Origin of the sequence: Tsuneonella mangrovi, from assembly GCF_002269345.1 — a bacterium.
Classification (GTDB): domain Bacteria; phylum Pseudomonadota; class Alphaproteobacteria; order Sphingomonadales; family Sphingomonadaceae; genus Tsuneonella; species Tsuneonella mangrovi.
In genome coordinates, this window is record NZ_CP022889.1 from 1,511,762 (window position 1) to 1,523,647 (window position 11,886).

Sequence of the window (11,886 nt, forward strand, 5' to 3'; positions counted from 1 at the left end):
CATTGGAGCACCATGAAAAACCGGATCGCACTGCCGCTGGCAGCCCTCGCCCTTTCGCTCTCCACAACCCCCGCAATCGCCCAGACCGTTGAAAAGTCGCGGCCGGTCGCGGTGCAGCTCAACGATGCGACGCCGCTCCCGGCGGACACACCGTGGCCGGGCGGGACGATCAAGCTCAACATCGACGCAACCGATACGGTGCGCGGGCTCTACAAGGTGACAGAGACGATCCCGGTCCCTGCGGATACAACCAAGCTTACCTTGCTTTATCCCGAGTGGCTGCCCGGCAACCACGCCGCGCGCGGGCCGATCAACCTTCTCGCCAACATCTATTTCTACGCCGACGGCAAGCCGGTAACCTGGCTGCGCGACCCGCTCGACGTTTACGCCTTCCATCTCGACTTGCCGGCCGGCACCAAGGTGGTGACCGCCAAGTTCATCCACACCTCGCCGCTCGACCGCAGTCAGGGCCGGATTACGATGACGCAGGAAATGCTCAACCTGCAGTGGGAAAAGATGAGCCTCTATCCGGCGGGCCACTACACCCGGCGCATCGCGATCGACCCGACCGTGACCGTGCCCGATGGGTGGACGGTGTTCACTGCGCTCGACGGCAAGGCCCGCACCGGCAACACCGTGACCTGGTCGACCGTCGACTACGAGACATTGGTCGATTCGCCGATCTTTGCAGGCAAGTATGCCCAGAGCTGGGACGTCGGTAAGAACATCAAGCTCGACGTGATGGCCGACGAACCCAAGGATCTCGCGCTTGCGCCGCAGAACCTGCAGGCGTTCAAGAACCTCTACGCCCAGGCCGACGACCTGTTCGGCGCGCGGCACTTCGACCATTACGATACGCTGCTCGCGCTGACCGACCGGATGGGCGGCATCGGCCTCGAGCACCATCGCTCGAGCGAAAACCAGTTCGAGCCCAAGGCGTTTACCGACTGGGACAACATGGATTGGGACCACAACGTGGTCGCGCATGAGCTGGTCCATTCGTGGAACGGCAAGTACCGCCGCCCGGCCGACCTGTGGACGCCCGACTATCGCACCCCGATGCAGGATTCGCTGCTGTGGGTGTACGAAGGTCAGACCCAGTTCTGGGGCTACGTGCTCGCCGCCCGCTCGGGCATCCAGACCAAGGACACCGTTCTCGGCCAGTTTGCCCGCGCCGCCGCCTTTTACTCCGAGGGCCAGCCGGGCCGCAAATGGCGTTCGGTCGAAGACACGACCAACGATCCGATCGTCGACGGCCGCCGACCTCAGCCTTACCCCTCGCTGTCGCGCAACGAAGACTATTACGTCGAAGGCGCGCTGGTGTGGCTCGAGGCCGACCAGATCATCCGCAAGGGTACGGGCGGCAAGAAGGGTCTCGACGATTTCGCCAAGGTGTTCTTCGGGGTGCGCAATGGCGACTGGGGGATCAACACCTACACGTTCGATACGGTCGTAAACGACCTCAACCAGGTCTACCCCTACGACTGGGCGAAGTTTCTCAAGACCCGGCTTTATGAGCCCGGCCAGCCGGCCCCGCTCAACGGTATCGAAATGGCCGGCTACAAGCTGGTGTTCCACGACAAGCCCGACGCCTACCAGAAGGGGCTGATGGCCGCGCGCAAGTCGCTCGACCTGACCTATTCGCTGGGCATGTCGCTGGGCAAGGACGGCAATGTGAATTCGTCGCTGTGGGAAGGCCCGGCGTTCAAGGCGGGCATCGTCGATGGAGCGACAGTCGTTGCGGTCAACGGCCGCGACTACAGCGATGAGGTGATGAAGGACGCGATCACCGCGGCGGTGAACTCGAAGGATCCGATCGAGCTGCTCGTGAGACGCGGCGAGACGTTCTCGACGATCCCGATCGATTACCACGGTGGGCTGCGCTATCCGGTACTCGAGCCGGTCGGACCGGGCGAACAGGGCCTCGACAAGCTGCTCGCCCCGCGCGACTGACCACTCTCCGGCAAGGATTGGGCCGAAGCTCCGGATCTTCGGTCCAATCCCTCCGAATCATTGTTGCAGTGCAGCAATGGCCGCATTAGAGGCTGCCTCGAATCCCAGGCGCATGGCTGGGAGCGGGCTGGCACCGAGTGGAAAGCAGATGCAGATCGACAAGATTCCCGTGGGCGATAATCCGCCCGAAAGCCTCAATGTCATCATCGAGGTCCCCACCGGCGGCGAACCGGTCAAATACGAGTTCGACAAGGATAGCGGTGCGCTGTTCGTCGACCGGATCCTTCACACCCCGATGCGCTACCCGGCAAACTACGGCTTCGTGCCGCACACGCTTTCGCCCGACCGCGACCCGCTCGACGCGCTGGTGATTGCGCGCAGCCCGTTCATCCCGGGCTGTGTCGTGCGTGCCCGCCCGATCGGGGTGCTCAACCTCGAAGACGAGCACGGCGGCGACGAAAAGCTGATCTGCGTGCCGATCGACACAACCTTCCCGTATTATTCGGACGTTGCGGAAACGAAGGACCTGCCGTCGATCATCTTCCAGCAGATCGAGCACTTCTTCACCCACTACAAGGATCTCGAAGCCGAGAAGTGGGTCCGCATCGGCAATTGGGGCGATGCAGCGGATGCGCGGCGGATCGTGAGCGAAGCGATCGAACGCTATCAGACGAAGGCCTGAGCGTTCAGCCTCCCGCCACGGTCATCCCATCGATCCGGATAGTGGGCACGTTGATCGCGCGCCAGGTCTCCAGGTCGTTCGCAACGCGCATCCGGGAAAACATCTCGAGCAGGTTCCCGGCGATCGTGAATCCGGCGATCGGCCCGGTGATCTCGCCATTGACTATCCGCCTGCCCGCCGCGCCGCGACTGTAATCGCCCGTCACCGGATTGACTCCCTGGCCGATGAGGTAATCGATCAGCACCCCGTCGCGAATGTCGGAAATGAGGTCGGCGACATCGGTCTCGCTCGCGAGCAGGTCGAGATTGCTCGATCCGACCCCGGGCGATCCACCGATACCGCGGGTTGCGTTGCCGGTGAGGTCGAGCCCGAGCTGCGCAGCCGATGCGACGTTGGTCAGCCAGCCGGTGACCTGCCCGTTTTCGACCAAGGCCTTGCGCGCGGTCGGCACCCCTTCGCCGTCGAACGGCCGCGAGCGTTGGCCGCGCAGCTTGTGCGGATCCTCGACGATGCGGATATCGCTCGGGAACAGCATTTCCTTTTCGTGCCCGATCAGGAACGAGTGCTGGCGCGCGACTGCCGCACCCGACATCGCACCCACCAGGTGGCCGACGAGCGAACCGCCGACCCGCGGAGCGAACACCACCGGCATGGGTCCGCTGGCGATTGCCGCCGGATCGAGGCGCGCGACCGCGCGCTCGCCCGCCAGCCGACCGATCTCTTCCGGCGCAAGCAGGTCTTCGCGGTGGCGCATCGCGCGATAGGCGTAATCGCGCTGCATCGCTTCACCCGACCCGGCAATCACGCTCGCCGAAATTCCGAAGCTGGTCCCGCGATAGCTGGCGGCAAAGCCGTTACTGGTCGCCAGCGTGACTTGCGCTTCGCTTGCGCTCGCTCCCCCGCCTTCGGAATTGGTCACTCCCGCAACCGCACGCGCGGCATCTTCGGCAGCGAGGGCCATCTCGCGCAGTTCCTTGGGAGAGATCGACGATGGATCGACAAGCTCGAAATCGGCAGCCTCACCCTTCAGGAGGCGATCTGCCGGGGCCAGCCCGGCGTATTTGTCCTCGGGTGCGATCCGGGCCATCGCGACCGCCCTCTCGGCCAGCTCGTCGATCGCTGCCGGCGAAAGGTCGCTGCCCGATACGCTCGCGGTCCGCTGGCCGACAAACACCCTGAGTCCCGCCTCGGCGCTTTCGGACCGATCGACATCCTCGAGATTGCCGAGCCGCATCGAGATCGATTGCGACCGCGAAACGGTGTGCAACGCGTCCGCGTGGTCGGCGCCGTGGCGATGCGCGGCCTCGACGAGCGCTGCGGCAATGTCGAGGGCGGAATTGGTGGAAGGTGGAGCGATATTCATCGCTCCCGGCTAGGCGGAGTGCGTGCGGCGGGCAAGCCGGTGTTTTGAAAGCAACTCGTCAGTTGAGCGCGGAAAGCGCCTTGAACATTCCCGTAAGGAGGAACGGCAGGCCGATCGCCAGCGCCCACAGGAACATCTGGTCGCGGCGAAACGCCGGACTATAGGCCGGGTCGGCGGCATCCGCGTCGGAGATCTCCATCCAGCGGCCCTCGAACGCGCGGCAAGCGGGAATGATTGCAGCAACCAGCACGACCAGCGCGATATAAGGCAGCATCGACGCAGAGCCGCTCTTCAATGCGTGGACCGTCACGAAAATCTGCAGTCCGGTGTAAACCAGCAAGGCGTAGGCAACGTTGTTGCTCATGCTCTTGCGCCAGTCGAGCGCGGCTCCATGATGTGCTTCATGCTCTTGCGGCGCGGCGCGATCGATTGCCTTACGCATACCCGGCACTCTCCCCTGTCTCTCTCCACCGGAGAGTATTCCAGATCGAGCGCCTCGCGGCAAGAGCGCTAACCATCCGTTGCAAACGGCGCTTCGTCGAATACCATGCACGAATCTTGCCAATCTGGCGAAAACGGTCTTTTCAGGCGGCTTCGCGCTGCTACATGACTGTCACGATGGACCTGATGGAAAGCGACACCGCGATGCCCGCCGGGGCTGAACCTCCAATTTCGCAGGGCGGGCTCGAAGTGATTTCGATCGCCAAGAGCTACGACAAGCGCGCAGTGCTGACCGACATTTCGCTGCACGTTGCCAAAGGCGAAGTGCTTGGCCTGCTGGGCCCCAACGGCGCGGGCAAGACCACCTGCTTCTATTCGATCATGGGTCTGGTAAGGCCCGATGCGGGCCGCATCCTGATGGACGGCGAGGATGTGACCAAGCTGCCGATGTATCGCCGCGCGATCCTCGGGCTCGGCTACCTGCCGCAGGAAACCAGCATCTTTCGCGGCATGACCGTGGAGCAGAACATCGAATGCGTGCTCGAACTGGTCGAGCCGGATGCCGAAACGAGGGCCAGGGAACTCGACCGACTACTCGACGAATTCGGCCTCCAGCGCTTGCGCGATACGCCGGCAATGGCGCTGTCGGGCGGCGAACGGCGGCGGTGCGAGATCGCCCGCGCGCTGGCTGCAAAGCCCTCGATCATGCTGCTCGACGAACCGTTCGCGGGGATCGATCCGCTCTCGATCAGCGACATTCGCGACCTGGTGAAGGATCTCAAGGAGCGCGGCATCGGCGTGCTGATCACCGATCACAACGTGCGCGAGACGCTCGATATCGTCGATCGCGCGTGCATTATATACGGCGGGCAAGTGCTGTTCGCCGGTTCGCCCGAAGCGCTCGTCGCCGATGAAAACGTGCGACGGCTCTACCTCGGCGAAGGTTTCACGCTGTGACGACCGCGCCCTCGAAAGACTGACCGATGGCGCTGGGCCCGCGGCTCGACCTCAGGCAATCGCAATCGCTGGTGATGACGCCGCAGCTCCAGCAGGCGATCAAGCTGCTGGCGCTGTCGAACCTCGAACTCGAAGCCTTCATCGGCGAGGCGCTCGAAGCAAACCCGCTGCTCGAGGCGGGCGAGGTCCGCGCCGATGACGCCCCGATCGAACCACTGGAGGAAATGCCGCGCGAGCCTGGTGCCGATACGGTGTCGGAAGGCGAAGCGGCACTCGACATCGACCCGGCCGCGCTCGACCGCGATCGCGATACCGGCGACGGCGAGTGGGGCAGCTCGATCTCGCTTGGCGGTCTGGGCGAGGAAGGCCCGGGGATCGACGAGCGCGGCGCGAGCGAGGGCCCAAGCCTTGCCGAACATCTCCACAGCCAGATTGGCGCAGTAGCCCAGGACCAGCGCCAGGCGCTAATCGTCGGCGCGCTGGTCGACCAGCTCGACGAGGCGGGTTACCTTGCGACGCCGCTCGCGGAAATGGTGGCGATGCTGGATGCCCCGCTGGCCGAAGTTGAAGAGGCGCTGGCCGTGCTCCAGTCGCTCGACCCGACCGGGGTCGGCGCACGCACCTTGGGCGAATGTATCGCGCTGCAGGCGAAGGAAGCCGATCGCTACGATCCGTGCATGGCGCGGCTGATCGACAACCTCGACCTGCTCGCGCGCGGGGAAATCGCCCGGCTCAAGCGGATGTGCGATGTCGATGACGAAGACTTCGCCGACATGCTGACCGAACTGCGCGGCTACGATCCCAAACCCGGACTCGCGTTCGGCGAGGCGGGCGAAGCGGCGATCACTCCCGATGTGTTGATCGCTCCTGCCGCGAAGGGCGATGGCTGGGATATCCGATTGAACGAGGCAACCCTGCCGCGCGCGGTGGTCAACCGGCAATACTATCTCGAGCTGCGCGGCGGCTGTGCCGACAAGCAGTCGCGCGCGTGGCTGAGCGAACAACTGGCCGAAGCCAACTGGCTGATCAAGGCGCTCGACCAGCGCGCCCGGACGATCCTCAAGGTCGCCGCCGAGATCGTGAAGCAGCAGGAAGGATTTTTCCGCCACGGGGTGTCCGACTTGCGTCCGCTGACCCTGCGTACGGTGGCCGATGCGATCGAGATGCACGAAAGCACCGTTAGCCGGGTGACCAGCAACAAGTACCTCGCTTGCCCGCGCGGGACGTTCGAGCTCAAGTACTTCTTCACCAGTGGGGTCGGCAGTGCGGATGGAGAGGGCGCTTCGTCCGAAGCAGTCAAGGCGGCGATCAGGGAACTGATCGATGCCGAGGACCCGAAGAAGATCCTGTCCGACGATACGCTGGTGACCCTGCTCAAGGATCGCGGGTTCGACCTCGCACGGCGCACGGTGGCGAAGTATCGCGAGGCTATGGGCATCGGCAGCAGTGTCGAGCGACGGCGCGCCAAGAAGCTGGCCGGGTTGGGTCGGTGAAGTTAGGCTGCGGCCAACGGGAGAACGATTATGGCTGGGGACCTGGCTGAACGCCGCATCGCGGTGGTGCGCGATCACATGGCGCTCGAGTGCGTGCACAACTGGGACGCGGTGATCGCGACCTTCGACGGACACCCGCGCTACGAAATGGCGACCGGTCAGGTGTTCGACGGCGAAGAGGCCGTGCGCGGCTATTTCGCGGGTTCGCGCGCGGTGTTTCCCGACCAGGCCAACGAAGTGATCGCAATCGCCCACGCCGATAACACCGTGTTGGTCGAATTCTGGCTGACGGGCACACACCTGGGGGCGGTGCGGCTCGGCGATCGGACGATCGAGCCGACAGGCAAGACATTACGCGCACGAATGGCGGCAAGTTTCGAATTCGCGCCCGGCAGCGACCGGATACTGATCGAGCGACCATACTACGACCAGCTGGGAATGCTGCGCTCGATCGGCATCGCACCCTGAGCGCCGGTGTTGCGCGAAAGACTCATAACATTTTCAGCAAGGCGCTTTACCTGCTGTTAACCTTTCTCGTTCAGATGTTTTGTGGTTAATCGCAGGCAACACCTGTTTACACGGGGTTACCGCAAGAGTTCTGGGGCACAGGGGGGACCTACCCATGCGCGTATTGCTGATTGAGGACGAGCCGACCACCGCGAAGGCGATCGAGCTCATGCTCACGACGGAGGGATTCAACGTCTATGGCACCGACCTGGGCGAAGAGGGCCTCGATCTGGGCAAGCTGTATGATTACGACATCATCCTGCTCGACCTGAACCTGCCCGACATGCACGGGTACGACGTGCTCAAGAAGCTGCGCGTCGCCAAGGTGCAGACGCCGGTGCTGATCCTTTCGGGCATTTCCGAGATGGACAGCAAGATCCGCAGCTTCGGCTTTGGCGCCGACGACTACGTGACCAAGCCGTTCCATCGCGAAGAGCTGGTCGCCCGCATCCACGCCGTGGTGCGCCGTTCGAAGGGCCACAGCCAGTCGATCATCCGCACCGGCAAGCTGGCGGTGAACCTAGATGCCAAGACCGTCGAAGTCGACGGCGCGCGGGTCCACCTGACCGGCAAAGAATACGCGATGCTCGAGCTGCTTTCGCTGCGCAAGGGCACCACGCTGACCAAGGAAATGTTCCTCAACCACCTTTATGGCGGGATGGACGAACCCGAACTCAAGATCATCGACGTGTTCATCTGCAAGCTGCGCAAGAAATTGAGCCACGCATGCGGCGGTGACAACTACATCGAAACCGTGTGGGGCCGCGGCTACGTGCTGCGCGATCCGCAGGAAGAGGCCGAAGCGGCCTGATCACCCGAATACAACCCGCTCTTCTCCTCTAGGTCTTCGGAAGTGGGGGCGAACCGCCCGGTGCAGCGATGCTCCGGGCGGTTTTACTTTGGGTTGCGGACGTTCAGGTCATCGCCAGCAGCGTTAGCCGAGCCGGTTCGAACACTTCGATTACACCGTAGCTGCGCGCGATCAGGCCCTGCGCTTCGAGCGTCTTGAGCGCGGCGTTGGCGGTTGCCCGCGTGACCCCCAATAGATCGGCGATTTCCTGCTGGGTCACGCCGACCGTCCGCGGCTCGGACCCGCCACCGGCGAGGTTCGCCAGCAATCCCGCCGTGCGCGCAAACGACGTGCCGCTGCGCATCCCCGCTAGCAGGTCGAGCGTTTCCTGCAGTTGCGCCGCCATTCCGCCGAGCAGCGCGCGCATCGCCGAGGGGTTTTCCGCCAAGACCCGCTCGAACAAGGCGCTGCCTATGAAGCGCACCCGTGCCGGGCCGCGCGCGAGTGAATCGACGATCCGCGGACGGTTGGCGAGGATCGCCAGCTCGCCGTAGGAATCGCCCGGCCCGAGAAGTGCGACCGACCGGAATTCCCCGCTCCGGAGGAACTGGCCGACCGAAACGGTGCCTTCCTCGATCAGGCAGAACCCTTCCGATTCGGTGCCGCGCTGGTGGATCAACTGCCCGTCGGAAAACAATTGCGACGGGCTGCCCGCGCGCAGTTGCACCTGGATGTCAGGTGCCAGCGCTTCGAACATCATCGCCGCCAGCAGCGAGCGCAGCGGCGGGGACGGCGCAGCCTTGTCAGAAGAATGTTCGATATTTGACATTCTTCTTGTGCCGATAGCGGTATTCGGGCCCCAAGAAAAGGAGAGAGAGATGCCCCATTCGACCCTGGCCGTTGTCGCAATCTATCTCGGGTTCGCCTTGCTCGAACTCGTCGGCTCCAACCTGTTCGGCAAGCAGGAGCAGACCCGCGACGACGGGATCGTCGAGATTATCAGCATGACGATGCTGCTCGCGGTTACCCAGCCGGCAATCGTCGTGGCTGTTGCCGCGATCGCCGGAGCGGTCGCGCCGCAGTGGGCGGGAGCACTGGCCGGGATCAACGTGTTCGCGGCGATCGCGCTGTTCCTGGTGTGCGACGACATGACGCAATACTGGTGGCACCGCGCGAGCCATTCGTTCCACTGGCTCTACAACCTCCACCGCGCGCACCACAACGCGCGCTACATGTCGGTGCGGCTCGTTTACCGGAACAACATCATCTACTACGCGATGATGCCCGGCCTGTGGTTCGGCGGCCTGTTCATCTACCTCGGGCTCGGCTGGGCCTATGCCGGATACCTGGTGTTCAAGATGCTGGTGATCATCGGTGCGCACTCCGACGTTGCGTGGGACAAGCCGCTCTATCGCATCAAATGGTTGAGCCCCGTGATGTGGGTGGTCGAGCGGACCATCTCGACCCCGGCGACGCACCATGCCCACCACGGTCGCCATGCGTCCGACCCGGCAACCAACTACAAGGGCAACTACGGCAACCTGCTGTTCTTCTGGGACGTGCTGTTCGGCACCGCCAAGATCACCCGTACCTATCCGGAAAGTTACGGGGTTGAGAACCTTGCCCCCGCAACACTGGGCCAGCAGCTGCTGTGGCCGGTGTTCCCGGAGAACAAGGAAATGGACGAAGGCGCGCCGCAGCCGGTAGCCGCTGAAGCGACCGCCTGATCATTTTTCAACCAAAAGCCTGAGCGGTCGGGGTCAGACGATCCCGACCGCTTTGCCTGCCCGCTCGAACATACCGAGGATCGTCCCGACTTCCTCTTCGGAATGCTCGGCGCAGAGCGAGCAGCGCAGCAACGTCATGTTGGCAGGCGTTGCCGGGGGACGCGCCAGGTTCACGTAGAGCCCTTCGTGCAACAGCGCCTCCCACATCGCTGCGCCGCGTTCGAGATCGGGCATGATCACCGCCACGATCGCACTCTGAGGTTCCTTCGTGCCGAGCTCGAACCCGAGATCGGTCAGCCCCTTGTGGAGCCGCTTGGAATTCTCCCACAAATGCGCGCGCTTGTTGTGCCCGGTGCTCATCAACTTGCGGATGCTGGTCGCGGCAGTGGCCACAACGCTCGGCGGGAGCGAGGCGGTAAACACGTAGGGACGGCACACCAGCCGCATGATCTCGAACTTGGGGTGGTTCGAAACGCAGAACCCGCCGACCGTGCCGACGCTCTTCGAGAAAGTACCGATCACGAAATCGACATCGTCGAGACAGCCCTGGTCTTCGGCGACACCGCGACCGTTGGGGCCGATGAAGCCCATCGAGTGCGCTTCGTCGACCAGCACCATCGCGCCATGCTTCTTGGCGACCGCGATCATCTCCTTGAGCGGAGCAATGTCGCCGAGCATCGAATAGACGCCTTCGAGCACGACCAGCTTGCCCGCGCCCTCGGGAATACGGCCCAGCCGCTTGTCCATCGCTTCGATATCATTGTGCTTGAACGGCACGATTTCGGCATTGCCCATCGCGCAGCCGTCCCAGATCGAAGCGTGGCTATCGATATCGAGCACGACATAGTCGCCCTTGCCCGCGATCGTCGAAATGATCCCGAGGTTGGCCTGGTACCCGGTGGAAAACACCATCGCGTGGTCCATGCCGTAGAAGTCCTTGAGCGCGTCCTCGCACTCGCGGTGCCCCTGGTAAGTGCCGTTGAGCACGCGGCTGCCGGTGGTCCCCGAGCCGTATTCCTCGAGCGCCTTCTTGCCCGCTTCGATCACGTCGGGATCGAAGGTCATGCCCATGTAGTTGTAGGTGCCGAGCAGGATCGTGTCGCGCCCGTTGCAGATCGCGCGGGTGGGCGACAGCACCTTCTCCATCACCAGGTTGAAGGGATCTTCCAGCCCGGCATCGAGCAGGTCGGCACGCTGCTTGATCAGCGGGTCGAACTTGCTGAACAGGTCCGGCGTCTCGGCAGCTTCGCTCATTTGTTCTGCATCTCTGTTACTGCGTCGATCAGTTGGCCCCAGGTCTCGATTTCGGCCTGCTGGTTCATCGAGATGATGATGTCGAATTCGTCCTCGATCGCAGCGACGAAATCCATCACCGTGAGGCTGTCGAACTCGAGGTCACCGGCAAAGGTAGTGTCCTCGTCTAGCGTCACGCCCTTCTTGTTGAAGGGTTCGATCAGCGTGCGGATGCGGGCATCGACTTCGGCGCGATCCATCGGTGGGCCTTTCCAATATTCTTCAGGGCAGGGAATGCCTGCCAATTGCGTGGCGCTTGCCAAAGCGGTCCATCGCGCCGCTTGTCAAGCGGCAGCGGCATCGGTCACTAGCCGACCAGTTGGCGCACAGCCGCCATGAACGGCCCGATCGAGACCGGTTTGGCGAGGTAGCTGGCCGCACCTGCGTCGCGAATCTTTTCCTCGTCGCCTTTCCCCGCATAGGCGGTCACCGCCAGCACCGGCACGTCGCTCAATTGCCCGTCGCGGCCCATCGCCACGATCAGGTCGAGCCCCGAAACGTGCGGCAGCTGGATGTCCATGATCACCAGGTCCGGGTCGAACGCACGGGCGGAGTTGAGTACCAGTTCGCCGTCGGCCACCGGCTCGACCTCGAAGCCGCTGGCGCGCAACACGTCGCAGAACAATTTCCGGTTGAGGTCGTTGTCCTCGACAACGAGGATTCTCTTTGCCACTGGAATG

General features: G+C 63.5%; 13 protein-coding genes. 7 read left to right on the forward strand and 6 right to left on the reverse strand.

Features of this window, described 5'->3' with window-relative positions:
* The first annotated feature begins 12 nt into the window (after positions 1-12).
* Positions 13-1,953, forward strand: a complete 1,941-nt coding sequence (locus CJO11_RS07340; protein WP_095012130.1) for a M61 family metallopeptidase — start codon at positions 13-15, stop codon at positions 1,951-1,953.
* A gap of 148 nt (positions 1,954-2,101) precedes the next feature.
* Entirely contained in the window at positions 2,102-2,635 is a 534-nt protein-coding gene (ppa, locus tag CJO11_RS07345; RefSeq protein ID WP_095013275.1) for an inorganic diphosphatase, read from the forward strand.
* 4 nt (positions 2,636-2,639) lie between these two features.
* Here ppa and CJO11_RS07350 read toward each other — a convergent pair whose 3' ends face one another.
* Together CJO11_RS07350 and CJO11_RS07355 are read right to left on the reverse strand one after the other, a co-directional pair.
* Positions 2,640-3,998, reverse strand: a complete 1,359-nt coding sequence (locus CJO11_RS07350; protein WP_095012131.1) for a TldD/PmbA family protein — start codon at positions 3,996-3,998, stop codon at positions 2,640-2,642.
* Between the two features lie 58 nt (positions 3,999-4,056).
* Positions 4,057-4,440 (reverse strand): hypothetical protein, encoded by a 384-nt coding sequence (locus CJO11_RS07355; RefSeq protein ID WP_095012132.1) that lies wholly within the window; start codon positions 4,438-4,440, stop codon positions 4,057-4,059.
* Positions 4,441-4,604: 164 nt separating this feature from the next.
* Between CJO11_RS07355 and lptB the strand changes: the two genes are divergently transcribed.
* The 4 genes from lptB to ctrA all read left to right on the forward strand — a co-directional run bounded on the left by lptB (position 4,605) and on the right by ctrA (position 8,207).
* Positions 4,605-5,396: an LPS export ABC transporter ATP-binding protein gene (gene lptB, locus CJO11_RS07360; protein WP_095012133.1), complete on the forward strand. Its 792-nt coding sequence runs from the start codon at positions 4,605-4,607 to the stop codon at positions 5,394-5,396.
* Between the two features lie 26 nt (positions 5,397-5,422).
* Complete coding sequence (gene rpoN, locus CJO11_RS07365; RefSeq protein WP_095012134.1) at positions 5,423-6,889, forward strand: RNA polymerase factor sigma-54; 1,467 nt, start codon at positions 5,423-5,425, stop codon at positions 6,887-6,889.
* Between the two features lie 30 nt (positions 6,890-6,919).
* Entirely contained in the window at positions 6,920-7,357 is a 438-nt protein-coding gene (locus CJO11_RS07370; protein ID WP_095012135.1) for an ester cyclase, read from the forward strand.
* A 154-nt stretch (positions 7,358-7,511) separates the two neighbouring features.
* Positions 7,512-8,207, forward strand: coding sequence for a response regulator transcription factor CtrA (gene ctrA, locus CJO11_RS07375; RefSeq protein WP_095012136.1), 696 nt, complete (start codon positions 7,512-7,514; stop codon positions 8,205-8,207).
* A gap of 103 nt (positions 8,208-8,310) precedes the next feature.
* Here the strand turns inward: ctrA and CJO11_RS07380 are convergent, their stop codons facing one another.
* Positions 8,311-9,015: a Crp/Fnr family transcriptional regulator gene (locus CJO11_RS07380; protein WP_095012137.1), complete on the reverse strand. Its 705-nt coding sequence runs from the start codon at positions 9,013-9,015 to the stop codon at positions 8,311-8,313.
* A gap of 49 nt (positions 9,016-9,064) precedes the next feature.
* Between CJO11_RS07380 and CJO11_RS07385 the strand changes: the two genes are divergently transcribed.
* Complete coding sequence (locus CJO11_RS07385; protein ID WP_095012138.1) at positions 9,065-9,913, forward strand: sterol desaturase family protein; 849 nt, start codon at positions 9,065-9,067, stop codon at positions 9,911-9,913.
* Between the two features lie 33 nt (positions 9,914-9,946).
* Here the strand turns inward: CJO11_RS07385 and spt are convergent, their stop codons facing one another.
* The 3 genes from spt to CJO11_RS07400 form a co-directional block, all read right to left on the reverse strand.
* Positions 9,947-11,167, reverse strand: a complete 1,221-nt coding sequence (spt, locus tag CJO11_RS07390; protein ID WP_095012139.1) for a serine palmitoyltransferase — start codon at positions 11,165-11,167, stop codon at positions 9,947-9,949.
* The gene (locus CJO11_RS07395; protein WP_095012140.1) at positions 11,164-11,406 is read right to left on the reverse strand and encodes an acyl carrier protein; all 243 of its coding nucleotides are present in this window, start codon (positions 11,404-11,406) and stop codon (positions 11,164-11,166) included. Before CJO11_RS07395 ends, spt begins: the two co-directional genes overlap by 4 nt.
* Positions 11,407-11,513: 107 nt before the next feature.
* Complete coding sequence (locus CJO11_RS07400) at positions 11,514-11,879, reverse strand: response regulator (RefSeq protein ID WP_095012141.1); 366 nt, start codon at positions 11,877-11,879, stop codon at positions 11,514-11,516.
* Between the last annotated feature and the right edge of the window lie 7 nt (positions 11,880-11,886).

What these genes read in the sequence shown, in the direction of transcription:
- CJO11_RS07340 (WP_095012130.1), top strand. Translation starts at nt 13, where the DNA reads ATGAAAAACCGGATCGCACTGCCGCTGGCAGCCCTCGCCCTTTCGCTC.
- ppa (WP_095013275.1), top strand. Translation starts at nt 2,102, where the DNA reads ATGCAGATCGACAAGATTCCCGTGGGCGATAATCCGCCCGAAAGCCTC.
- CJO11_RS07350 (WP_095012131.1), bottom strand. Translation starts at nt 3,998, where the DNA reads ATGAATATCGCTCCACCTTCCACCAATTCCGCCCTCGACATTGCCGCA.
- CJO11_RS07355 (WP_095012132.1), bottom strand. Translation starts at nt 4,440, where the DNA reads ATGCGTAAGGCAATCGATCGCGCCGCGCCGCAAGAGCATGAAGCACAT.
- lptB (WP_095012133.1), top strand. Translation starts at nt 4,605, where the DNA reads ATGACTGTCACGATGGACCTGATGGAAAGCGACACCGCGATGCCCGCC.
- rpoN (WP_095012134.1), top strand. Translation starts at nt 5,423, where the DNA reads ATGGCGCTGGGCCCGCGGCTCGACCTCAGGCAATCGCAATCGCTGGTG.
- CJO11_RS07370 (WP_095012135.1), top strand. Translation starts at nt 6,920, where the DNA reads ATGGCTGGGGACCTGGCTGAACGCCGCATCGCGGTGGTGCGCGATCAC.
- ctrA (WP_095012136.1), top strand. Translation starts at nt 7,512, where the DNA reads ATGCGCGTATTGCTGATTGAGGACGAGCCGACCACCGCGAAGGCGATC.
- CJO11_RS07380 (WP_095012137.1), bottom strand. Translation starts at nt 9,015, where the DNA reads ATGTCAAATATCGAACATTCTTCTGACAAGGCTGCGCCGTCCCCGCCG.
- CJO11_RS07385 (WP_095012138.1), top strand. Translation starts at nt 9,065, where the DNA reads ATGCCCCATTCGACCCTGGCCGTTGTCGCAATCTATCTCGGGTTCGCC.
- spt (WP_095012139.1), bottom strand. Translation starts at nt 11,167, where the DNA reads ATGAGCGAAGCTGCCGAGACGCCGGACCTGTTCAGCAAGTTCGACCCG.
- CJO11_RS07395 (WP_095012140.1), bottom strand. Translation starts at nt 11,406, where the DNA reads ATGGATCGCGCCGAAGTCGATGCCCGCATCCGCACGCTGATCGAACCC.